The following is a 20,619-nucleotide window of genomic DNA, read 5'->3' on the forward strand; positions in this document are numbered from 1 at the left end:
ACACTTCCGGCCAATAGCTGACGCCGTTTTTCTTTTCGTTTCAACGGGATTGAACCCATGCCACGCAAGTCTAAAGGTCGGGCGTTCATCGCCATCGGACTCCTGCTTGCCGCAGGTGGTGCCGGGGCCGTGATTGGCCTGCCCGAATTCATAGCGCGCCAGACGGACAATCTGGCCTCGACCTGTCTCGAAATCGAGAAGCGGGACAAGATCTGCCGCTTCATCGGCGGCCCGCTGGAAATGGCCGGAGAGCCCGTCTACATGGAGGCGATTTCTCACGCCTTCCTGCCCACGAAGGTCAAGATCGATTTCATCGACGCGGGCGCACAGACATGGACCGCGCCGGTCAACACCCTGACCGATGGTGCGACGATCCCGGTGATCTTTGCGCCGTTGATCGGGGACCGGCAAAGCCGCGAATACGTGATGGCCGCCGCCCTGCATGACGCCTATTGCGGCATGGGCAACGAGGGCCTGGAAACCTTCCGCACCCGCCCGTGGCGGGAAGTGCACCGCATGTTCTACGAGGCGCTGCTGGTCAACGGTACGCCGCCGCGCATGGCCAAGGTCATGTATGCCGCTGTTTTTCTTGGCGGACCGCGCTGGGATGATCCCGAACGGTCGCTGGATCATCTGCCGGCTTCCATGCTGCTGCAGGAGATGGAGTGGTGCCTGCAGTGGATCCGACTGACGGATCCCAGCCCGGACGAGATCGAACAGTGGATGGAAGAGCGCGAAGAGTTGCTTCTGTCCGGCGAACCGCAGACAATGCCCGAGTATCTTCGCCCGGCGAAGGATCCTCGGGGGCTCTGAACGTGATATCAAGGACTTGTCCGGCCGAAGCAGATCGCTGGATTGCAGAGAACGCGACCCGGCTTTCGGACTGGTGCGCGCGGATTTTCGACTTTGGCGAACCGGCGTGGCGGGAATACCGGTCGGCGGCCTGGTACGTCGACCGCCTGCGCGCCGAGGGTTTCGAGGTCGAGGAAGGCTCTGCCGGGATGCCCACGGCCTTTTGCGCGCGCTGGTCGCAGGGGCAGGGGCCGATGGTCGGCATGTATGCCGAATATGATGCCGTCCCTGCCAATTGTCAGGCGGCAGTACCTTATGAGGCTCCGCGCGACGGGCTTGGCCCCTTGGCTGCCGGGCACACGGATCCGCATTCCGCCTTGGGCATGGGGGCGCTGGCCGGGGTGCTTGCCACCAAGGCGGCCATGCAGGCGCTGAACATCCCCGGCGGGCTGCAGATCACCGGCGAACCGGCGGAAAAGGTGCGCGGGTCCAAACCCCTGCATGCGGCGGCAGGTTATTATGACGGGCTATGCGCCATGCTATCGTGGCATCCGTTCTATATGCTGCCGCTGTGCAATACCGTCCGTTGGGACACGCACTGTGGTGCGGCCTACAGCTTTGTCTACCGCTTCCGATGTGAGGCGCCGCACCTGTGGATGCAGGGCGGCTCGGGGGCGCCACCTATCCCGCAGAGCCATTCCGACGTGCGCCCGCCCGGTGCAAACGATGCTCTGATGACCATGTATCAGGGCGCGCGCGCCCTGCGGGACTCGATGTTGCCGCATCGGGGCGGGTGGTCCGTGTCAGAGGCGATCCTGTCCACGGGTCAGGCCACCGCCGACAATCTGCCCGCACGTCAAGCCGATCTTCAGTACATGATCCGCGTGCCTGACATCGAGATGGCCGAACAGATCACCGCCCGTTTGGATGCACAGGCGGACCTGTCGGCGCAAATGACGGGCTGCACTGTTGAAAAGGTCTGGGTCTGCAAATCCCGCCCCGGTCTGCCAAATCACGCCTTGGCGGGCCTTGCGTGGGATGCCCTGCAGGATGTCGGCGCGCCCGTTTATTCCGAAGAGGCGCAGGCGTTGGCCCGGCAGGTACAATCTGCCTGTGGTCAGCCCGAAACAGAGGACCCTCTGATCCCGGAATGCACCCGCCTCATCGCGCCGCAAGAGGCGGAGGCGCTGCTGCGACGGGATCTGCCGCCAAGCCAGCTCAACAGCACGTCGGATGATTACACCGACATGTGCTGGCACGCGCCCACCGCGCGCATCTACGTCGCCCGCCCGGCGTTGCGGGGGGGGCCATACCCGCCTTGGGCAATGAATGCCTTGGGCGGCATCCCCGCACTCATCGACCCCAGTGTGCAAACGGCGGGCCGTGTCCTGTCACGCACCGCGCTGTACCTGTTAACCGATCCAGAGGCGCGCGATGCCGCCTGGGCCGAGTTCGACACCCGCCGCACCGCCGCGCCGATCCCCCCGCTGGCCGATTACCCGCCGCCGATTGATCTGCCCTGGCCGGAATACGTGACCACACAGCGCGGCACGGATTGGCACATCCCCGGATAAGGCATCCCTGATCTAGCGGCGTGAATTCCCCTCTACCCAAATTGTGGAGGCTGACCTATAGTGGCTGTGGATAATTGGGGGCCAACCCCATGACCAGAGGCAGGAACACCAGGAAAAACGAGGGGATGGGCCCATGCGCTGCCCGTTTTGCGGAAACATCGATACTCAGGTGAAGGACTCGCGTCCCGCCGAAGACCACGTTTCGATCCGGCGACGCAGGTTTTGTCCTGCCTGCGGCGGTCGTTTCACCACCTACGAACGGGTGCAATTGCGTGATCTGGTGGTCATCAAGACCAATGGCCGCCGCGAAGATTTTGACCGGGACAAGCTGGAACGCTCGATCCGGATCGCCTTGCAGAAACGCCCGCTTGATCCCGAACGCATTGACCAGATGATCTCTGGCATCGTGCGGCGGCTGGAAAGCATGGGTGAGACAGACATTCCGTCCAAGATGATCGGTGAGATTGTCATGGAAACACTGGCCCGGATCGACACCGTCGCCTACGTGCGTTTTGCCAGCGTTTACAAGAACTTCCAGGCGGCTGACGATTTCGACAAGTTCGTCAGTGAGTTGCGGCCCGAGGGGCAGCCGGAGAAGTGAGCCCGGACGACGCCCGCTACATGGCTCACGCGCTGGCCTTGGGCCGGCGCGGAAAGGGCCAGTGCTGGCCGAACCCTGCGGTTGGTTGCGTGATCGTGCGTGACGGGCGCGTTGTGGGCCGCGGCTGGACACAGCCCGGCGGTCGCCCGCATGCCGAAACCGAAGCCCTGAAGATGGCCGGAGAGGCAGCGCGCGGTGCCACGGCCTATGTCACCCTGGAGCCCTGCGCCCATCACGGTGCAACGCCGCCCTGTTGTGAGGCGCTGGCCGCTGCCGGGATTGCCCGCGTTGTGGCCCCCATCGCCGACACGGATATCAGGGTCGACGGGCAAGGCTTTGAATATCTGCGCAAACATGGCGTTGAGGTCACCACGGGCGTTGGCGCGACCGAAGCCCTGCAGGATCACGCCGGGTTCTTTCTGAAAAACGCCCAAGGCCGGCCTTGGGTGACGTTGAAGCTCGCCATGACACTGGACGGGCGGATCGCGACCGCCACCGGCGAAAGCAAGTGGATCACCGGACCGGCGGCGCGCCGGGCAGTCCATGCGCTACGGGCAAGCCATGATGCGGTGATGGTGGGGGCGGGGACCGCCCGCGCCGACGATCCGCAATTGACGGTGCGCGGCTTTGGAACAAGGCGGCAGCCGGTTCGCGTGGTCGTGTCACGCCTGATCGATGTCCCGCTGTTGAGCAATCTGGCCCAGACCGCGCTCGAGGTGCCGGTGTGGCTCTGTCACGGACCAGAGGCGCGTTCGGAACTGCGCGCGGCGTGGGAGGGGATTGGCGCACGCCTGATCCCCTGTCAGATCGCGGGCGGCCGGATCGACCCTGCCGCGCTATTGCAGGGCCTTGGCGGAGAGGGGCTGACCCGTGTGTTCTGTGAAGGGGGCGGGCAACTGGCCGCGTCTCTGCTGCAGAGCGATCTGGTGGATGAATTGCACGTGTTTTCCGCCGGTCTGACACTGGGCGCAGAGGGGTATCCGGGCATTGGCGCGCTGGGGGTGGACAGGTTGTCCGAGACCCCCGCTTTCCAGCTTGTGGATGTACACGGGATCGGCGCGGATATTCACCACGTTTGGCGGCGACGCCAGGGGCTGTAAACCGGGCAATCCCAATTGGTTAACAACCCTTGCGTGAAGTTAACCCGAGGTTAACCGTCTGTGGATAACTCTGAAAATAACTTTAAATCAGGCGGATGTATCAAAGCGCTTTTAACAAGCTTCAACCGCGCCAGAGATGCGATTTGCTGGCCAGCGCGCCCTGCAGCTTGGCAAGGCTTCGGTTGACGGGGCCGGGCGCGGGGATTTCCCCGGTTTTCAGGCGGTTAACCACGGTTTCTACCGGGCAGGATGAGCCCGTGACCGGATCGAAGTATCGTGGATAATCGATCAGCACCGCATGCACCAAAGCTTCCAGCGTCGGGCGCGGCCCGTGCAACCGGCGCGCCGGAGCAGGGCCCAGATCCCGCGTCAGACCCCAACCGGCGTAAAAGGGCGCCCCCAATGTGACGACACGGCAGCCCCGTAAAAGGGCCTCGAACCCCGTCAAGGAAGTCATGGTCCAGACTTCGTCCACCTCCTGCAAGAGCGCGCCAATGTCACAGCGATCCAGCACCATGTCGGCCCAACGCTCCGGGTTTTCGACGATTCCGAGCCGCAAACCGGCGTCGACGTCCGGATGTGGCTTCCAGAGGATCACCGCATCGGGGTTTTCGGCCCGCGCAAGCTCCAGCAAGGCGGTGTTGCTTTGCATCTGCGGGCTGCCTTTGAGGATGGAGGCGTCGTCTTCGACCTGCCCGGGCACCAGAATCCGCCGCCCCGCAGGCAATGTGGGTAATTTTCCGGATAAATTGTATTTGGACAAGCTTTGCTGAACGATCGAGGCGATCAGCCTCTGAATACGTTCGATTTGGTCTAGGCGCAGACCCGTGGCGCGCTGTTGAATCCAACTTTCCAGCGCGGACGTGCGGGTCGGATCATAGTAGATGCCCTCGGAATCCAGGACCAGCGACAGCGGAGAGATCAGATCCGCCCCCAATCCGCGCGATCTGAGAAACCCGTCTTCGACGCGGGTCGCCTCGCCCTCGGCGCGGTTGGCCCAGACCATCAATGGACGGGCGGTCCGCACAGAGATATCCCGAGCTTTCTCCACATTGTCCTCGAAGCGTATGCGCTTTTCCTGTCCAAAGAACTTCTGCAGGGGCGCTCTTTTCCACAGGCGCATGCCGGCGGCGACCCAACCGGCGCGATCCTCGCGCCATGCGCGGGCGCGGGCCTCCAGCGCGCCCAATACGTCCTCTATTTCGCACAGGCGATTGTCGTAGGGATCGTACCAGCGCGGATACAGGATCATGGCGCCAGCGGAGAGCTGCGCGCGCGTCAGGGTGCGGCGCCGACGGGGCAGGACGGTTTCGTCGTCGGTCAGGCCCCATCCTGCATAGAAAGGCTGCCCAAATACGCGCGGGCGATGCCCGGCCAGTATCGCCTCAAACCCCATTTGAGAGGACACCGTGTAGACCGAAGTTGCGCCCTCCAGCAGCGCCCAGGGTGAGACAGGCGCATCACACAGCACGACATCGCCGCCTGCATCCCCGGCCTCGAAATGGCCGGCGCGATACCCTGCGCCGGTTTCCGGATGTGTTTTCAACACGATCCGCGCGACGGGGTTTTCCTCCCGCGCGACGAACAGCATTTCAAGGAACCGAGACCGGTTTGCCCCGCTGGCGCTAACGGATGCGTCGCCGCGCGTCTGGTCGATCACCAGCACATAGCCCGGCTCCGGCGTTTCCAGATCCAGTCTGGTGGCCGAATACTTGCTGAGATGTGCCTCCTGCATCCGGGCCATCACGCCGCGCGCCCGGTTGAGCAGCGCTGTGTCATCCAGCGGATGGGTGTTCAGCAGGGTTTCAAGATCCGAGGGTGCGCGGCCGTCGAAATGGACACCCGTATGGTCGATCAACAGCCCTAGGGGGGGCTCTCCCGCGCGTCCGGGGTGCAGGGATCGCAGAAAGGCATCCTCGATCCGTACCAGTCCCGCGCCGGTACGGGCGGCCATTGCCTCGCCCCGGTGGGCATAGGGCGACTGGCCCCAGACGCCGACAAAATCGTCAGCCGTGGGCCTGCCGAGCGAAAGGCGAAACCCCGCAAGGGACAGGATGCGGCGCAGGCGCGCCTGTCGTAGAAAGCCTGCGTTGTACACGTAAAGACGCCGGGGGAAATCTCCCCCGGCGTGGCCCTGTCCCTCGTATGTTTTTATCAAGGGCCGTCAGCCGCCCGTCAGGGTGTCGGTCGCTGTGCTCAGCGTGCCGACCGCGCCCAATGTCCCGGTCAGGGCGGCAATCACCTTGTTCCATTGCGCAAACGGCGCTTCGGTGACGTAGAGCGTGTCCTGATCGCGGATCACGAAATCCCGCGCCATGAACATGCCGTTCGGTTCGGTCAGGTCCAGAACGTAAACTAGCCGCTGCGCTCCCACGAGGTCGTCGCGGCCCAGCACCTGATTTGCGACTTCGGCCGGTTCGTTGCGGAACACGAAGACCCCGGTCGGATCGGCGGAGGTGGCGAGCAGGCCGCCCACCTGTGCGATGGCCTCGACTGCCGAGATAACCTGCGTTTCAAACGGCACACGCGCCTGCGTGCCGGTTGCGCCAAGCGCGGTGAATGCGCGGGTGTCTTCCTCGACAAGGATCCGGTCGCCACCGCGCAGGGCAATGTCGAACTGCGGGTTCTCGTAAAGGTCCTGGAACCAGATCTTGCCCTTCTGGTCGCCGCGCAAAACAGTGACCTGCGCGATTTCGGGCTCGATCGTGATGCCACCCGCGCGCGCCAGCATGGAGGACAGCGTGCGCGTGGGCCGTTCGATCGCATAGACACCCTGACCGCCGACAGAGCCGACTAGGCTAACGGTCGATCCGTCACCGGCGACGCGGCGCACCTCGACCTGCGGATCGGGGGTCTGGTCTTCGAGCCGGGTGGTGATGATCTGCCGGATACGTTCCGGTGTATTGCCCGAGGCGCGGATGCGGCCTGCATAAGGTACAAAGATAAAGCCCGCGCCATCCACCTGCACCTCTTCGAGGATGGTGGAATTGGCGGTTTCGGCGGCCAGCAGGCCGTCATCGACGTTTTCCCAGATCGTCAGGCCCAGTGTGTCACCGGGTCGGATGGTGTCGGATCCAACGACGCCTGCGTTCTTGAAGGAATCGGTGAAACCCAGGGCCGGGACAACTGCGGTGGCCCGCGTCACCCGGTCATTGACGGAGACGATAAAGGCATCGCCTTCGCGCTGGACCGATCCGGCATAGATTTCACGTTTGTTGGGACCAACGCGGGGCAGGCCGCAGGATGCCACAAGCGACACCGCGACCAGGAACGCGACTCCACGCGCCCACCGGAGAGGGGGTTGTTTCACTGCTCGGTCTCCTCGACCTGTTTTATTCTGCCTCAGGTTTTTGGGATAACGTACCGGACTCCGTGCATAAAAGCCAGTCCGGCAGCCGCAGGCTGTCAGTGCACCACGCGCAACTGTTGCCTTGGGGCCGCGGTCCCACGCTTCAGCGCGTCATAGGGATCATCGGGAGAGAGCATCAGATCGACCACCTGCCGCAGCAATTGCCGCCGCCCGCGGGCAGAATAGAACCCGCCCGGCAGCTGCGAGGTTTCCAGCAGGTAGCGCCGGTAATCCTTGTAGGCCTTGTTGTCTGGCCGGGTGGGCATGGCAAAGAAGTCGGGCAACGTCTGGACCGAGACGAATTCGGGCTTGGCATAGACCGCCTCGCCAAAGACCTTCAGCGGGATACCGCGCCACAGCACCTGTTGCGCGGCGGTGGAATTGACCGTCACCGCGCTGCGCGCATCGTTCAGCAGTTGCGCCAGCTTGCCGCCGCGCACGTAATGCACCCGGTCGGCCACGCCGTGGTTTTTGGCGGACTGCGCCACGGCGCGGCGCACCCGCGCCCGGCCGTCCTCCAGCGGATGCGCCTTGAAAACAAGGTGATGATGGCCCGGCGCACCCTCCGCAAAGCCCTCGATCACAAGGTCGACAAATTCGGGCATGGTGTCGAAGGGCGAGTGTTTCTGAAAACTGGAGTCATGCTCCAGCTGCATCAGCGCCAGATGATAGGGAAATCCGCCCATGCGGATGCGCGCCGTGGCGGCGACCCGGTCTGCCCAGCTGAACGGCATCAGGAACAGCCGCCGCAGGTACAGCAGGAACTCCTGAAACACCGGTACGGACCGGTGCGGCCGGAAATTTCGGTAGGCGCCGTTCCGGAACATCACGAACCAATGGTAGAGCGCGCCGTAAAAGATGTGCTGGCGCATGTCGCCCCAATGGGCCGGGGGCAGGGGCGCCTCCATGTCCGACAGCTCCAGCGCGCGGCGCATGTCCTCGACCGACATCTGCATCAGCCGCGAATGCCCGTTTGATCCGCCACGTTCGTAGGTGACCCAGTAGGGCCGCATGTAACCTTCTTCGAAGACATGCACCGTCAGTCCGCGCGCCCGTGCCTCTTCCACCGCTTCGGCGTGGATGGGCCGGACATCGCCATACAGCACGATATCGGTGACACGGCGCGTCTTGATCAGGTCCGCGAACCAGCCGCGCCAATCCTGCGGCGTCCCGCGATAGGGCAGGTAACTTTCGGGATGGAACCAGAAGGCGCGGTCGCCCGCGTTGAAGCCCACGCGCCAGACATCGGCACCGGTCTTGCGCAGCATCGTCCCGAGCCGGTGAAAGAACGGCCCGTGCGGTCCCTGAAGGAACAGAAAGACCCGTTTATCGCCGGTTGCCTTGCTCATGACACGCAGATATGCCCTCTTGCTGAGCAAATGGTTTACCCGTTGAGTTCGGCGAAATTAAGACCCAAGGGCAAGGGGACGGCATGTTTACAGGCATCGTGACGGATATGGGCACGGTTCAGAAGCTGGAACAGCGCGGCGATCTGCATGCGCGGATCGGCACCGCCTATGACACCTCGCGTATCGACATGGGGGCTTCTATTGCGTGCAACGGGGTCTGCCTGACGGTTGTGGGCCTGGGCGAGGGCTGGTTTGACGTCGATATCAGCGCCGAAACCGTGTCCAAGACCAATGTCGGCGACTGGACCGAAGGCACCCGGATCAACCTTGAACGCGCGCTGCGCGTCGGAGATGAGTTGGGCGGGCATATCGTGTCCGGACACGTCGATGGCGTGGCCGAGGTGGTGGCGATGCAGGACGAAGGGGAGAGCACCCGCGTTACCTTTCGCGCGCCAGAGGCGCTGGCCAAATTCATCGCCCCCAAGGGATCAGTGGCGCTCAATGGCACCTCCCTGACGGTGAATGAGGTCGATGGCCGCGATTTCGGCATCAACTTCATCCCGCACACCAAGGAAGTGACCACCTGGGGCGGGACCAAAGTCGGCGACCGGATCAATCTCGAGATCGACACGCTTGCCCGCTACGTGGCCCGTCTGCAGGACTGGGGCTGATCCTTTTCAGGGTCAAGATTGGCGGATAACCCCCGCGCCGCGCGCTTAGCCGATGGGTGTGCGCCTAAAGATTCCAAAACCCGAATGCATTGATGGAGATCATACCGGGCCTTCAGGGGCCCCGGTAGTCTTTCATGTGCAAGTCTCTGGCTTGTTTCAAAGGGAGTGGGGGTCTCCCGCTCCCGCTGTCTGATTTCGGGAGGAAAGATCATGAAGTTCAGGTCAATCTTGGCGACGGCATTGATTTTGGCCGGTGCGTCGACGGTACAGGCGCAAGAAAACGAAGTGGTTTTGGGTAAAACGGCGTTTGGCGCGCTCTGCGCCGTCTGCCACGGCGAAGACGGCAAGGGGGGAGGAGAGATTGCCGAACTCTTCAAGATCCCGCCCGCTGACCTGACCAAGCTTTCAGAGAACGAAGGCGGCCAGTTTCCCTTTGTCCGCGTCTACAACACCTTGGCGCGGGGCATGGGCAAGGCGGGCCATGGTGAGGCGGAGATGCCGGTCTGGGGGGATTACTTCGTCGCGGACTCTTTGGCGGATCGCGGTGTCAAACCGGGGGACGCGATCGCCATTGCAAGTGGTCGCATCCTTGCCGTCACGATGTTCCTGTCGACTATTCAGGAGTAGGGCGGCGTCGCCCGTGTTCCGATGCCGGTCCGTCCCGTCCAAAGGGGCGGACCTTTGAGGGAGGTCGGCCATTCCGTCAGCACGTCGCGCCCCAGCGGAACCATTGGTCACATTTGAAGGTTCAGAGCGCCCCGTCTTGCCAATCAAGGCGCGATAAGCCCGGGATCACTCTGCGGGCTGAAAGCCCACGATCAACTGCCGCAGGCCCAGTGCAGCCCCGGCAAAGATGGCAGCAAAGGTGACAGGCGCGGAAAAGGCCAGCACCGAAAAGGCGCTCAGCCCTTGACCCACGGAACAGCCCAGCGCGATCACAGCGCCACCGCCCATCAGGGCCGCGCCAAAGATCTGGCGGCGCAATTCGCGTGGGTCTTCGCAGGCTTCCCAGCGGAAATGCCCCTTGATCAGTGATCCGATAAAGGCTCCGCCCCAGACACCCGCGACGGACCCCACGGCAAAGCTCAACGGGCGGGCCGATCCGGTCATCCACCACAGGATCGTGTCACCCAAGGGCGCGGCAAAGCTGTGCGAGACGACGGGCAGCGCGTCGAAGCCGGTATGGGCCACCCATGAGGTGCCCGCCCAAGCGCCAACAACCGCCAGCGCCACGGCGGTCGACCAGATGAACGGTCCGGGCTTTTCCCAGACCGCGCGAGAGGCTGCGGAGCCTGCGAACAACAGTGCGCCAAGGCCCATACCCAGCACGGCGACCGGTGCGCCGGTCAGGACGGACAGATGGTGGGCGATGCCCGGTGGCACTTCTGTCGTGACAGGGGCCTGCGGGAACACCATGTCGCGGAGCGGGGCCAGCGGGCCGGACAGGACGACAAAGGTCGACACCCCCATCACCAGCACGATGACAAAGCTGCGCAGATCGCCGCCGCCCAGCCGGGCAATTGCGCCGTAGCCGCACATGCCGGACAGGGCCATGCCATAGCCGAACACCAGCCCGCCAAAGATAGAGGCCAGCGGCATCCAGCGGATCGAGAGGTAATAGGTTTCGGCAGCCACCAACAGACCGGAGGCCATCAGTGCAAAGCTGCCAAATACGGCCAGCCCGATCGCCATGCCCCACATGCGCAGCCGCACTGTCGATCCGCCATACAGCGCATCCTCGATGGCACCCATTGTGCAGAAACGCCCCAGCCGCGCCGCTAGGCCCAGCAGGAGACCACTCAGCAGCCCGATCAGGGCCACCACCTGGGGTTCGGTCAGAAACTCGGTCATGGACGGGCCCTCCTCCTGACCCGTTGCCTCAAGGCAGATCGAGTATGCAGGGCGGTCCGCGATCCTGCAAGCGTCCCGACGCTGCCGCCCTGCGGTGCTCCGTCGGGCTCAGTCGTCCTTGCAGAACAGTTCGTAGACGCATTCCAGCATCTTGCGCGGACGATCATCCGCGAGACGGTAATAGATTGCCTTGCCCTCACGCCGGGGCACCACCAGCCCCTCCAGCCGCAGGCGCGACAATTGCTGGCTCACCGCTGCCTGCCGGGCGGACAGAAGGTCTTCGAGTTCGGTCACGGATTTTTCGCCCGTCACAAGGTGGCACAGGATCATCAACCGGCCTTCATGGCTGATCGCCTTCAGGAACGAAGAGGCGGTCGTTGCCTTTTCCACGATGGCGTCAAGCTCATCGTCAGAGAGATCGTCGTGCAAAACCGGTAGGGGCATGGGGGTCTTTCGTGTCAGTTCGCGGGCGGCACATAGGCCGTATGCTCCTGCAGGAGCTGGGAATAGATCGGCCAGAAGAAGTCTTCGCCGACATAGCCCTCCATCCGCGCGATTTCTTCGCCGTCTTCGATCAGGATAAAGGTCGGAGTAAAGTTGACCCGGCGGGCATAGCTCATCCCTTCGGGCGGGCCCATGTGCAGATCGGCACGCACCAGCGGCGCAAACTTACCTTCGCTGGTGTTCGGGTAGGCCGGTGCGATCTGGTCATTCCACGCCGCGCAATATGCGCAGCCCGGTTGTTCGACAATCACCAGCCGCAGGTCGTCCGCAAGCGCGGCCCCCATCGTGGAGATGAGACCGATCACGCTGGCCGCAAAGATTTTCACAGAAGGCATGGCACACCGATTGACGTCAGATTGACGGACAACGTAATCTGAATATGTGAATTATTCAAGCAAAGGCGTCCCCCCGTGCTCGAGATATCCTTCGCCGGTGCGGCACTTGCCGGTCTGTTGAGCTTTTTTACACCCTGCATCCTGCCCATGGTGCCCTTTTACCTGTGCTACATGGCCGGGATCTCGATGTCGGAACTGCGCGATGATGCGGGGATCAGCCCCGGCGCGCAACGCCGCCTGATTGTCTCCGCGATCTTTTTCGCGGCAGGGGTCACGACGATCTTCGTGCTGCTGGGAATGGGCGCGACGGCCATTGGACAGGCCTTTGCCGATTATCTGGACACGCTCAAATGGGTCGCCGTGGTGATCCTTGCGGTTTTTGGCCTGCATTTTCTCGGCGTGATCCGCATCGGGCTGCTGTACCGCGAGGCGCGCGTGGAAAGCAGCGCAGAGCCCACGACCATATTTGGGGCCTACCTGATGGGGCTTGCCTTTGGCTTTGGCTGGACACCCTGCGTCGGCCCGGCGCTGGCCTCGATCCTGATGATCGCAAGCGGCATGGGGGACATCACCCGGGGCGGATTGCTGTTGCTGGTCTACGGCTTTGGCATGACCGCGCCTTTTGTCGTGGCGGCGCTGTTCTCCGGACCCTTCCTAAAATGGACGGCGCGCCACCGGGACAAGCTGCAATATGTCGAGAAGGTGATGGGCGGTATGCTGATCCTGTTTGCCATTCTCATCGCAACCGATACCGTCAATGTGATTGCCCAGTGGATGATCGACACCTTTCCGTCGTGGACGGCCCTGAGCTGACATCTGCCAATTTCACGGTCGCGGTCGCGGCGCTGCCGGGCCCGCTATCGCATACAAGGAGGAGACCCGTATGAAGACCTGGATCGGAGCGGCGCTTGCCGTTGTCATGGCCTTGCCGGTGGCGGCAGCGGAACTGGGCGATGATGGCCTGCACAAACAACCCTGGATGCGCGACACCTTCAAGGATCTGCGCGAAGACCTCGAAGAGGCGAATGCCGAAGGCAAGCGGCTTGTCCTGTTCTTCGAGCAACGCGGCTGTGTTTACTGCAGCGCGATGCACAAGGAGGTGTTTGACCTGCCGGACGTGTCGCAATTCATCGAAGACAATTACTTTGTCGTTCAGCTGAACCTGCACGGCGACATCGAGGTCACGGATTTCGACGGCGAGACGCTGGCCGAAAAGGACATGGCCCGGAAGTGGCGGGTGCTGTTCACGCCCACCATCGTCTTTCTGCCCGAAGACGTGCCCGAAGGCATGACCGCGATGGACGCTCAGGTGGCGGTGATGCCGGGGGCCTTTGCCAAGGGCACGTCGCTGGACATGTTCACTTGGGTTGCGGAAAAGCGGTACGAGATCCAGGAAGAAACCGGCGAGGATTTTCAGCGCTACCACGCCCGCCGGATCCAGGAACGGGACAACGGCCGCACCGACTGAGGCGCGCGCGATTCGCGGCTGACCGGAAAGCCATCTGGCCCGGTCGGCATTTCGCTCCGGGCGCAGTCATCCCCGGTGAACAGGGGAGATTCTAGTCAACTTTTGCGGTTTCCGGCTTTGGGTGCCGTGCGGGTCCAGAACGGGTCTCGGCCGTCCGCTTTGCCACGCGACAATCTCGGTTGCAGCCGTCAACGCGTTCATCTTTATGCGGAAATGTGGAACTTAGCGCACCGCTGCGCCGCAGCACCGTCGGCAAAGATTATTTCAAGGTGCGGCGAAACGGAGCAATAATTCACATCCGTGAATTTGTTGTTGCGAAATACACGCGCGGTGGCCTACGGTATACGACAACAGCGAATAGCCAGAGCCTCTCAAGGGGCTCGAAAGCCTAGGGAGGGAACATGAGGCTTACAGCAATGACTGCGGCGGCGGCTCTGGTCGCCGGGGCCGCGTTTGCGGACACCGTCGCCCCAGGGGACGTCCAGTATGGCGAGTACGGAGAAGTTGCCGCTTCTCTGACCGGCGTTGACGGAAACGTGGAAAACGGCAAATCCGTCTTTTCGTCGAGATCCAAGGGCAACTGCGTGGCCTGCCACGCGGTTTCACAGCTTCCCGACGTGCCTTTCCAGGGCGAAGTCGGCCCCGAGCTGTCCTGGACAGGCGAGGCACGCACCGCCGAGGAGCTGCGCGGCATCGTGGCAAACGCCAAGATGGCATTCCCGGACACCGTCATGCCGTCCTTCTACAAGACCTCCGGCTTTATCCGTCCCGGTGACGGCTATACCGGCAAGGCTGCCAAGGGCGAACTCGCGCCGATCCTTTCGGCGCAGGATATCGAAGACGTGGTCGCATTCCTGCTGACGCTGCAGGAAAGCTGACCGAGCACACCAAGGAGAAACACGATGGACTTCACGAGACGTGAAACCCTGGCACTGGGCGCTGGTGCCGCCGCAATGGCGATGCTGCCGCTGCAGGCTGCTGCTCAGGCAGACCCGAACGCCGAAATGGTCGGCGCCCCTGACGATTTCCTTGCTGGCGCGGACGCCGGCGCGGGCGATCTGACGCTGACCGCCCCGGAAATCGCCGAAAACGGCAACACCGTTCCGATCGCGGTCGACGCGCCCGGCGCGGTCGAGGTGCGTGTCTACGCCCTCGGCAACCCGACCCCGGGCGTGGCCACCTTCCGCTTTGGCCCGCTGGCCGGTTCGCAGGCCGCATCGACCCGTATCCGCCTTGCAGGCACGCAGGACGTGCAGGCCATCGCCAAGATGGCTGACGGCAGCTACCAAACCGCGATGAAGACTGTGAAGGTCACCATCGGCGGCTGCGGCGGCTGATCCTGCGGCTTATCTCATAGGAGTTCTGAAAAATGGCATCTGGTGTCAAACCCCGCGTCAAGGCCCCCAAGAAGGCATCTGCCGGTGAGGTCGTGACCATCAAGACCCTGATTTCCCACAAGATGGAATCGGGTCAGCGCAAGGACGGCGATGGCAATGTCATCCCGCGGTCGATCATCAATCGCTTCACCTGCGATTTCAACGGTCAGAACGTGATCGACATCGTTCTCGCGCCTGCGATCTCGACCAACCCCTACTTCGAATTCGAAGCGACCATCCCGGAAGCCGGCGATCTGAAGTTTACCTGGTACGACGATGACGGCGACGTCTACGAAGATACCAAGTCGGTCGCCGTCGGCTGACCTGAGCAAGCTACATCCTGTCCCGCATGCAGTGGGGCAGGGTCGCCAATTGGGAGGGTTCATAATGAAAATCAAGGCATTGACGGCTGCGGCCGCACTGCTGACGGCAACCGCGGCCTTTGCCGGCGGGGCCGATGACGACACGCTGATCGTCAATGGCGAGATCGAAATGGTCACCAAGGCCGCCGCTCCGGATCATCTGGACGGCGCGTTGGACGAGATCATCTCGGGCTGGCATTTCCGTTCGGATGAGACGCAGCAACTGCAGACCGACGACTTCGAAAACCAGGGCATGATCTTTGTCGACCAAGGCGCAGAAGCTTGGGAGACAGCCGAAGGTTCCGAAGGCAAGGCCTGCTCTGACTGCCACGCCGACGCGGCCGAAAGCATGAAGGGCGTCGCTGCGGCCTATCCGAAGTACAACGAAGAAGCAGGCGAACTGCGCACGCTGCAGATGCAGATGAACGACTGCCGCGAGAACCGGATGGGCGCAGATGCCTGGAAGTACGACTCCGGTGACGCCATCAACATGGAAGCCTTCGTGACCTCGCATTCGCGCGGCATGCCGGTGAACGTGGCGATCGACGGCCCGGCGCAGTCCTACTGGGAAAAAGGCAAGGAGATGTACTATACGCGCTATGGTCAGCTCGAGCTTGCCTGCGCGTCCTGCCACGAGGCGAATTACGGCAACTACATCCGCGCCGACCACCTCAGCCAGGGCCAGATCAACGGTTTCCCGACCTACCGTCTGAAGAATGCCAAGCTGAACGGCACGCATTCGCGTTTCAAAGGCTGCATCCGCGACACCCGCGCCGAGACCTTCGGTACCGGTTCGCCCGAGTTCATCGCGCTTGAGCTTTACGTCAAGTCGCGCGGCAACGGCCTCTCGGTCGAAGGCCCCTCGGTCCGCAACTAAACAAACCGGCCCCGCGTCAGGTGACTGGCGCGGGGTTTCTTTCAACATACAAATTCACACATGCGCATGTGTGTCATGAGACAGAAAGCCCTCCCCATGATCTCAAGACGCGATTTCCTGCAGGTGTCCATGGCGGCCTCGGCAATGCTCGGGGCCTCTGGCTTTGGTAACTGGGCGCGGCTCGCCGCCCAGCAGAAACTGACGCAGGACCAGCTGCTGCAATTCGATACCTTCGGCAACGTCAGCCTGATCCATGTCACCGACATCCATGCGCAGCTGAAGCCGATCTATTTCCGCGAACCCTCGGTCAACATCGGGGTGGGCGGCAACAAGGGTGCGGTGCCGCATGTCACCGGCGCGGATTTCCGCAAGCTCTACGGCATCGACGACGGCTCTCCTTCGCATTACGCGCTGTCCTCGGGCGATTTTTCATCGCTGGCACAAGCCTATGGCCGCGTTGGCGGTATGGACAGGGTCGCAACGGTGGTGAACGCGATCCGCGCCGACCGCCCCGATGCGCTGCTGCTGGACGGCGGCGATACATGGCACGGCTCCTACACCTGCTACCACACCGAAGGGCAGGACATGGTCAACGTGATGAACGGGCTGAAGCCCGACGCGATGACCTTCCACTGGGAATTCACGCTGGGCACCGACCGCGTCACAGAGCTGGTCGAAGGGCTGCCCTTCGCAGCCCTGGGCCAGAACATCTTTGACGCCGAATGGGACGAACCTTCGGATCTGTTCAAACCCTACCAGTTCTTCGAACGTGGCGGTGTCAAGATTGCCGTCATCGGTCAGGCCTTCCCCTATATGCCCATCGCCAACCCGCGCTGGATGTTCCCGGAATTCTCCTTCGGCATCCGCGACGAGAACATGCAGGCCATGGTCGACGAGGTCCGTGCCGAGGGCGCCGAACTGGTGGTCTGCCTGTCGCACAACGGTTTCGACGTGGACAAGAAGATGGCCTCGAAGGTCACCGGCATCGACGTGATCCTGACCGGCCACACCCATGACGCCCTGCCTGAGCCGGTCCTGATCGGCGACACCATCCTGATCGCCTCCGGCTCCAACGGCAAATTCGTCTCCCGCGTTGATCTGGACGTGCAGAACGGCCGCATGATGGGCTTCCGCCACAAGCTGATCCCGATCTTCTCGGACGTGATCACGCCGGATGCGGATATGGCCGCCCTGATCGACGAACAGCGCGCGCCTTACGCGTCGGAACTGTCCGAGGTGATCGGCCAAACGGATTCGCTGCTCTATCGCCGTGGCAACTTCAACGGCACATGGGACGACCTGATCTGTGACGCGCTGCTGTCTGAGCGTGAGGCGGACATCGCCATGTCGCCCGGCGTCCGCTGGGGGCCGTCGCTGATCCCTGGTGACGACATCACCCGAGAGGACATCTGGAACGTCACCAGCATGTCCTACGGTAAGGCGTATCGCTCTGAAATGACAGGCGAATTCATCAAGGTGATCCTTGAGGACGTTGCCGACAACATCTTCAACCCCGATCCCTATTATCAGCAGGGCGGTGACATGGTTCGCATCGGCGGCATGGGCTATCGCTGCGACGTGACCAAGCCGCAGGGAGAGCGGATCTCCGACATGACCCTGCTCAAGACCGGAGAGGCCATCGACCCGGCCAAGAACTACGTGGTCGCCGGCTGGGCCTCGGTCAACGAGGGCACCGAAGGGCCACAGATCTGGGACGTGGTCGAAAACCACATCCGCAAGCTGGGCACCGTGACGATCGACCCGCGCAACAATGTCGAGGTCGTGAACGCCTGAGCGACCGGCCTTCAGTTCCGGCGGGCTTCGGCCCGCCGAAAATTTCGCCAAATCATTCACATAGATGAATGAAATGATCCGTAAGGAGAACGCAATGAGCAAGGAAACCAACGGCCCTTCGCGCCGCCAGTTCCTGACCAGTGCCGCCGCACTGGGGGCAGGGGCAGTGGCCGCCACCGGCGCCCGCGCCGCAGGTCCCGATCCGCTGATCACCGAAGTGCAGGAATGGGCGGCCGGCTTTGGCCACGGCGTAGATGAGGTCCCCTATGGCCTGCCGATCAAGTTCGAAGACGATGTTGTGCGCCGCAACGTCGAGTGGCTGACCGCAGACACGATCTCTTCGATCAACTTCACCCCCATCCACGCGCTGGACGGCACCATCACCCCACAAGGCTGCGCCTTTGAGCGCCATCACTCGGGCGCGATCGAACTGTCCAAGCCCGACTACCGCCTGATGATCAACGGTCTGGTGGATAAGCCGCTTGTCTTCTCCTACGAGGATCTGGAACGTTTCCCGCGCGAACAGCACGTCTATTTCTGCGAATGCGCGGCCAACACCGGCATGGAATGGGCGGGCGCACAGCTGAACGGCGCGCAGTTCACGCACGGCATGATCCACAACATGGAATACACCGGCGTCCCGCTGCGCACCCTGCTGGCAGAGGCCGGTCTGGATGCGGCTGGCGACTTCAAGGACAAGTGGGTCTATGTCGAGGGAGCGGATGCCTCCTCCAACGGCCGCTCCATCCCGATGGAAAAGGCGATGGACGACGTGCTGGTCGCCTTCAAGGCCAACGGCGAGGCGCTGCGCAAGGAGCACGGCTACCCCGTCCGCCTTGTCGTTCCCGGCTGGGAAGGCAACATGTGGGTCAAGTGGCTGCGCCGCGTCGAGGTCATGGATGGCCCCGTCGAAAGCCGCGAAGAGACGTCGAAATACACCGATACGCTGGAGGATGGCACCTCGCGCAAGTGGACCTGGGTCATGGACGCCAAGTCCGTCATCACCTCGCCCAGCCCGCAGGCGCCCATCACGCACGGTCACGGCCCGCTGGTCATCACCGGCATGGCGTGGTCCGGCCACGGCAAAATCACCCGAGTCGATGTGTCCAAGGACGGCGGCATCACATGGGAAACCGCCCGCCTGGCGGCCCCGGGTGAGGACAAGGCCCTGACCCGCTTCTACCTCGACACCACATGGAACGGCGAAGACATGCTGATCCAGTCCCGCGCGATGGATGAGACCGGCTATGTCCAGCCGACCAAGGCCCAGTTGCGCGACGTGCGCGGGCTGAACTCGATCTATCACAACAACTGCATCCAGACATGGCATGTGAAAGCCAACGGGGAGGCCGAAAATGTCGAAGTCTCTTAATCTTTACGCAGGCACTGCCGCAGGCGTCGGCCTGCTGCTGCTCGGCGCCTACAACTTCGCCGACCGCAACGTGGCCGATTTCCCCGACCGCCCGGATATGCTGGGCAGTCTGCCCGCGCCCATCCCGGAGCCGGTCGAACCGGTCAAGACCGCCACCGCCCCGGCGGCGGACCCGGCAGCGCTTGACGGCGGCATCATCGGCGCGGCCCATGCCGACAACGGTGACAGCAAGGGCCTGCGATTCGGCCTTGGCCGCGAGGCGCTGCCGGAGGAAGTCAAGGCATGGGATCTGGACGTTAGCCCGGACGGCACCGGCCTGCCCGCCGGCACCGGCAACGCGCTGGACGGCGAAAGCATCTTTGAAGAGAACTGCGCTTCCTGCCACGGCTCCTTTGCCGAAGGTGTCGACAACTGGCCCAAGCTGGCCGGGGGCGAAGGCACCCTTGCCGATGAAGACCCGCTGAAGACCGTGGGCAGCTACTGGCCCTATACCTCGACGGTCTGGGACTACGTGCACCGCTCCATGCCCTTCGGCAACGCGCAGTCGCTGTCGGTGGACGATACCTATGCCATCGTCGCCTACATCCTCTATTCGAACGACCTGATCGAGGATGACTTTGAGCTCAACCAGGAGACGCTGCCGCAAGTTACCCTGCCGAATGCGGACGGGTTCATCGTCGATGATCGGGCAGAGACCGAATATTCGATCTGGCGCACCGAACCCTGCATGGAAAACTGCAAGGACAGCGTGGAAATCACCATGCGCGCCACCGTGCTGGACGTGACCCCCGAAGAGGAAACGGTCGAGCCCAAGGCCGATCCCGAGCCGCAGCCCGAGGTGACCGCCTCCGCCGACCCCGCGCCGGAACCCACCGCCACGCCCGATCCGGAGCCAACCCCGGCCGCCGCCCCGGCAGGGGGTGCGCTGGACCCGGAACTGGTCGCCGCGGGTAAAAAGGTCTTTGGCAAGTGCAAGGCCTGCCACCAGATCGGGGAAGGTGCCAAGAATCGCACCGGTCCGCACCTGAACGAGGTTGTCGGGCGCGCGATCGGCGGGATCGACGGCTTCAAGTACTCCAGGACCATGGCCGAGATGGGCGGCGCCTGGGACGAAGAGACCCTCGCAGCCTTCCTCGCCGACCCGCGCGGTACGGTGAAAGGCACCAAGATGGCCTTTGCCGGTCTGAAAAAAGACGCGGATCTGGAGGCGATCATCGCCTATTTGACGTCAGACCCGCAGTAAG

General features: G+C 63.0%; 21 protein-coding genes. 15 read left to right on the forward strand and 6 right to left on the reverse strand.

Going from position 1 to position 20,619, the window contains the following annotated elements:
• Nucleotides 1-57 precede the first annotated feature (57 nt).
• The 4 genes from ACTXGA_RS11015 (at nucleotide 58) to ribD (ending at nucleotide 4,067) form a co-directional block, all read left to right on the forward strand.
• On the forward strand, nucleotides 58-813 hold the full coding sequence (locus ACTXGA_RS11015; protein ID WP_443393562.1) for a DUF1353 domain-containing protein: 756 nt from the start codon (nucleotides 58-60) through the stop codon (nucleotides 811-813).
• A gap of 2 nt (nucleotides 814-815) precedes the next feature.
• Nucleotides 816-2,366 carry a zinc-binding metallopeptidase family protein gene (locus ACTXGA_RS11020; protein ID WP_443393564.1) on the forward strand — a complete coding sequence of 517 codons (1,551 nt, stop codon included), beginning with the start codon at nucleotides 816-818 and terminating at the stop codon, nucleotides 2,364-2,366.
• A gap of 133 nt (nucleotides 2,367-2,499) precedes the next feature.
• Complete coding sequence (gene nrdR, locus ACTXGA_RS11025; protein ID WP_443393566.1) at nucleotides 2,500-2,967, forward strand: transcriptional regulator NrdR; 468 nt, start codon at nucleotides 2,500-2,502, stop codon at nucleotides 2,965-2,967.
• The gene (gene ribD / locus ACTXGA_RS11030) at nucleotides 2,964-4,067 is read left to right on the forward strand and encodes a bifunctional diaminohydroxyphosphoribosylaminopyrimidine deaminase/5-amino-6-(5-phosphoribosylamino)uracil reductase RibD (protein WP_443393568.1); all 1,104 of its coding nucleotides are present in this window, start codon (nucleotides 2,964-2,966) and stop codon (nucleotides 4,065-4,067) included. Before nrdR ends, ribD begins: the two co-directional genes overlap by 4 nt.
• A 121-nt stretch (nucleotides 4,068-4,188) precedes the next feature.
• Here ribD and ACTXGA_RS11035 read toward each other — a convergent pair whose 3' ends face one another.
• The 3 genes from ACTXGA_RS11035 to ACTXGA_RS11045 all read right to left on the reverse strand — a co-directional run bounded on the left by ACTXGA_RS11035 (nucleotide 4,189) and on the right by ACTXGA_RS11045 (nucleotide 8,765).
• Complete coding sequence (locus ACTXGA_RS11035; protein ID WP_443393570.1) at nucleotides 4,189-6,165, reverse strand: capsule polysaccharide biogenesis protein; 1,977 nt, start codon at nucleotides 6,163-6,165, stop codon at nucleotides 4,189-4,191.
• Nucleotides 6,166-6,231: 66 nt separating this feature from the next.
• On the reverse strand, nucleotides 6,232-7,377 hold the full coding sequence (locus ACTXGA_RS11040) for a polysaccharide biosynthesis/export family protein (protein ID WP_443393572.1): 1,146 nt from the start codon (nucleotides 7,375-7,377) through the stop codon (nucleotides 6,232-6,234).
• A gap of 95 nt (nucleotides 7,378-7,472) precedes the next feature.
• Nucleotides 7,473-8,765 carry a capsule polysaccharide biogenesis protein gene (locus ACTXGA_RS11045; RefSeq protein WP_443393574.1) on the reverse strand — a complete coding sequence of 431 codons (1,293 nt, stop codon included), beginning with the start codon at nucleotides 8,763-8,765 and terminating at the stop codon, nucleotides 7,473-7,475.
• 83 nt (nucleotides 8,766-8,848) lie between these two features.
• On the opposite strand from ACTXGA_RS11045, the gene ACTXGA_RS11050 reads away from it, so the two are divergent.
• Complete coding sequence (locus ACTXGA_RS11050; RefSeq protein ID WP_443393576.1) at nucleotides 8,849-9,436, forward strand: riboflavin synthase; 588 nt, start codon at nucleotides 8,849-8,851, stop codon at nucleotides 9,434-9,436.
• Nucleotides 9,437-9,646: 210 nt separating this feature from the next.
• Nucleotides 9,647-10,063, forward strand: coding sequence for a c-type cytochrome (locus ACTXGA_RS11055; RefSeq protein ID WP_443393578.1), 417 nt, complete (start codon nucleotides 9,647-9,649; stop codon nucleotides 10,061-10,063).
• A 165-nt stretch (nucleotides 10,064-10,228) separates the two neighbouring features.
• Here ACTXGA_RS11055 and ACTXGA_RS11060 read toward each other — a convergent pair whose 3' ends face one another.
• From ACTXGA_RS11060 to ACTXGA_RS11070, 3 genes are all read right to left on the reverse strand, one after another.
• Complete coding sequence (locus ACTXGA_RS11060) at nucleotides 10,229-11,287, reverse strand: YeeE/YedE family protein (protein ID WP_443393580.1); 1,059 nt, start codon at nucleotides 11,285-11,287, stop codon at nucleotides 10,229-10,231.
• A gap of 108 nt (nucleotides 11,288-11,395) precedes the next feature.
• Complete coding sequence (locus ACTXGA_RS11065) at nucleotides 11,396-11,731, reverse strand: ArsR/SmtB family transcription factor (RefSeq protein ID WP_443393581.1); 336 nt, start codon at nucleotides 11,729-11,731, stop codon at nucleotides 11,396-11,398.
• A gap of 14 nt (nucleotides 11,732-11,745) precedes the next feature.
• A complete protein-coding gene (locus ACTXGA_RS11070; protein WP_443393583.1) occupies nucleotides 11,746-12,126 on the reverse strand; it encodes a thioredoxin fold domain-containing protein in 381 nt (126 codons plus the stop codon).
• A gap of 75 nt (nucleotides 12,127-12,201) precedes the next feature.
• Between ACTXGA_RS11070 and ACTXGA_RS11075 the strand changes: the two genes are divergently transcribed.
• The 9 genes from ACTXGA_RS11075 to ACTXGA_RS11115 all read left to right on the forward strand — a co-directional run bounded on the left by ACTXGA_RS11075 (nucleotide 12,202) and on the right by ACTXGA_RS11115 (nucleotide 20,618).
• Complete coding sequence (locus tag ACTXGA_RS11075) at nucleotides 12,202-12,939, forward strand: cytochrome c biogenesis CcdA family protein (protein WP_443393585.1); 738 nt, start codon at nucleotides 12,202-12,204, stop codon at nucleotides 12,937-12,939.
• Between the two features lie 70 nt (nucleotides 12,940-13,009).
• Entirely contained in the window at nucleotides 13,010-13,594 is a 585-nt protein-coding gene (locus ACTXGA_RS11080) for a thioredoxin family protein (protein WP_443393586.1), read from the forward strand.
• 401 nt (nucleotides 13,595-13,995) lie between these two features.
• Nucleotides 13,996-14,472, forward strand: coding sequence for a sulfur oxidation c-type cytochrome SoxX (gene soxX / locus ACTXGA_RS11085; protein WP_443393588.1), 477 nt, complete (start codon nucleotides 13,996-13,998; stop codon nucleotides 14,470-14,472).
• Nucleotides 14,473-14,496: 24 nt separating this feature from the next.
• Nucleotides 14,497-14,931, forward strand: coding sequence for a thiosulfate oxidation carrier protein SoxY (gene soxY / locus ACTXGA_RS11090; protein ID WP_443393590.1), 435 nt, complete (start codon nucleotides 14,497-14,499; stop codon nucleotides 14,929-14,931).
• Nucleotides 14,932-14,963: 32 nt separating this feature from the next.
• Entirely contained in the window at nucleotides 14,964-15,293 is a 330-nt protein-coding gene (gene soxZ, locus ACTXGA_RS11095; protein WP_443393591.1) for a thiosulfate oxidation carrier complex protein SoxZ, read from the forward strand.
• 64 nt (nucleotides 15,294-15,357) lie between these two features.
• A complete protein-coding gene (gene soxA / locus ACTXGA_RS11100) occupies nucleotides 15,358-16,209 on the forward strand; it encodes a sulfur oxidation c-type cytochrome SoxA (protein ID WP_443393593.1) in 852 nt (283 codons plus the stop codon).
• 96 nt (nucleotides 16,210-16,305) lie between these two features.
• Nucleotides 16,306-18,003 carry a thiosulfohydrolase SoxB gene (gene soxB, locus ACTXGA_RS11105; protein ID WP_443393594.1) on the forward strand — a complete coding sequence of 566 codons (1,698 nt, stop codon included), beginning with the start codon at nucleotides 16,306-16,308 and terminating at the stop codon, nucleotides 18,001-18,003.
• A gap of 94 nt (nucleotides 18,004-18,097) precedes the next feature.
• Nucleotides 18,098-19,375 (forward strand): sulfite dehydrogenase, encoded by a 1,278-nt coding sequence (gene soxC / locus ACTXGA_RS11110; RefSeq protein WP_443393596.1) that lies wholly within the window; start codon nucleotides 18,098-18,100, stop codon nucleotides 19,373-19,375.
• Entirely contained in the window at nucleotides 19,359-20,618 is a 1,260-nt protein-coding gene (locus tag ACTXGA_RS11115; RefSeq protein WP_443393597.1) for a c-type cytochrome, read from the forward strand. Before soxC ends, ACTXGA_RS11115 begins: the two co-directional genes overlap by 17 nt.
• Nucleotide 20,619: the final 1 nt, after the last annotated feature.

Origin of the sequence: Antarctobacter jejuensis (assembly GCF_052266595.1) — a bacterium.
Classification (GTDB): Bacteria; Pseudomonadota; Alphaproteobacteria; order Rhodobacterales; family Rhodobacteraceae; genus Antarctobacter; species Antarctobacter jejuensis.

What these genes read in the sequence shown, in the direction of transcription:
- ACTXGA_RS11060 (WP_443393580.1), bottom strand. Translation starts at nt 11,287, where the DNA reads ATGACCGAGTTTCTGACCGAACCCCAGGTGGTGGCCCTGATCGGGCTG.
- nrdR (WP_443393566.1), top strand. Translation starts at nt 2,500, where the DNA reads ATGCGCTGCCCGTTTTGCGGAAACATCGATACTCAGGTGAAGGACTCG.
- soxZ (WP_443393591.1), top strand. Translation starts at nt 14,964, where the DNA reads ATGGCATCTGGTGTCAAACCCCGCGTCAAGGCCCCCAAGAAGGCATCT.
- soxY (WP_443393590.1), top strand. Translation starts at nt 14,497, where the DNA reads ATGGACTTCACGAGACGTGAAACCCTGGCACTGGGCGCTGGTGCCGCC.
- ACTXGA_RS11050 (WP_443393576.1), top strand. Translation starts at nt 8,849, where the DNA reads ATGTTTACAGGCATCGTGACGGATATGGGCACGGTTCAGAAGCTGGAA.
- ACTXGA_RS11070 (WP_443393583.1), bottom strand. Translation starts at nt 12,126, where the DNA reads ATGCCTTCTGTGAAAATCTTTGCGGCCAGCGTGATCGGTCTCATCTCC.
- soxB (WP_443393594.1), top strand. Translation starts at nt 16,306, where the DNA reads ATGATCTCAAGACGCGATTTCCTGCAGGTGTCCATGGCGGCCTCGGCA.
- soxX (WP_443393588.1), top strand. Translation starts at nt 13,996, where the DNA reads ATGAGGCTTACAGCAATGACTGCGGCGGCGGCTCTGGTCGCCGGGGCC.
- ACTXGA_RS11045 (WP_443393574.1), bottom strand. Translation starts at nt 8,765, where the DNA reads ATGAGCAAGGCAACCGGCGATAAACGGGTCTTTCTGTTCCTTCAGGGA.
- ACTXGA_RS11115 (WP_443393597.1), top strand. Translation starts at nt 19,359, where the DNA reads ATGTCGAAGTCTCTTAATCTTTACGCAGGCACTGCCGCAGGCGTCGGC.
- soxA (WP_443393593.1), top strand. Translation starts at nt 15,358, where the DNA reads ATGAAAATCAAGGCATTGACGGCTGCGGCCGCACTGCTGACGGCAACC.
- ACTXGA_RS11055 (WP_443393578.1), top strand. Translation starts at nt 9,647, where the DNA reads ATGAAGTTCAGGTCAATCTTGGCGACGGCATTGATTTTGGCCGGTGCG.
- ACTXGA_RS11015 (WP_443393562.1), top strand. Translation starts at nt 58, where the DNA reads ATGCCACGCAAGTCTAAAGGTCGGGCGTTCATCGCCATCGGACTCCTG.
- soxC (WP_443393596.1), top strand. Translation starts at nt 18,098, where the DNA reads ATGAGCAAGGAAACCAACGGCCCTTCGCGCCGCCAGTTCCTGACCAGT.
- ACTXGA_RS11065 (WP_443393581.1), bottom strand. Translation starts at nt 11,731, where the DNA reads ATGCCCCTACCGGTTTTGCACGACGATCTCTCTGACGATGAGCTTGAC.
- ACTXGA_RS11080 (WP_443393586.1), top strand. Translation starts at nt 13,010, where the DNA reads ATGAAGACCTGGATCGGAGCGGCGCTTGCCGTTGTCATGGCCTTGCCG.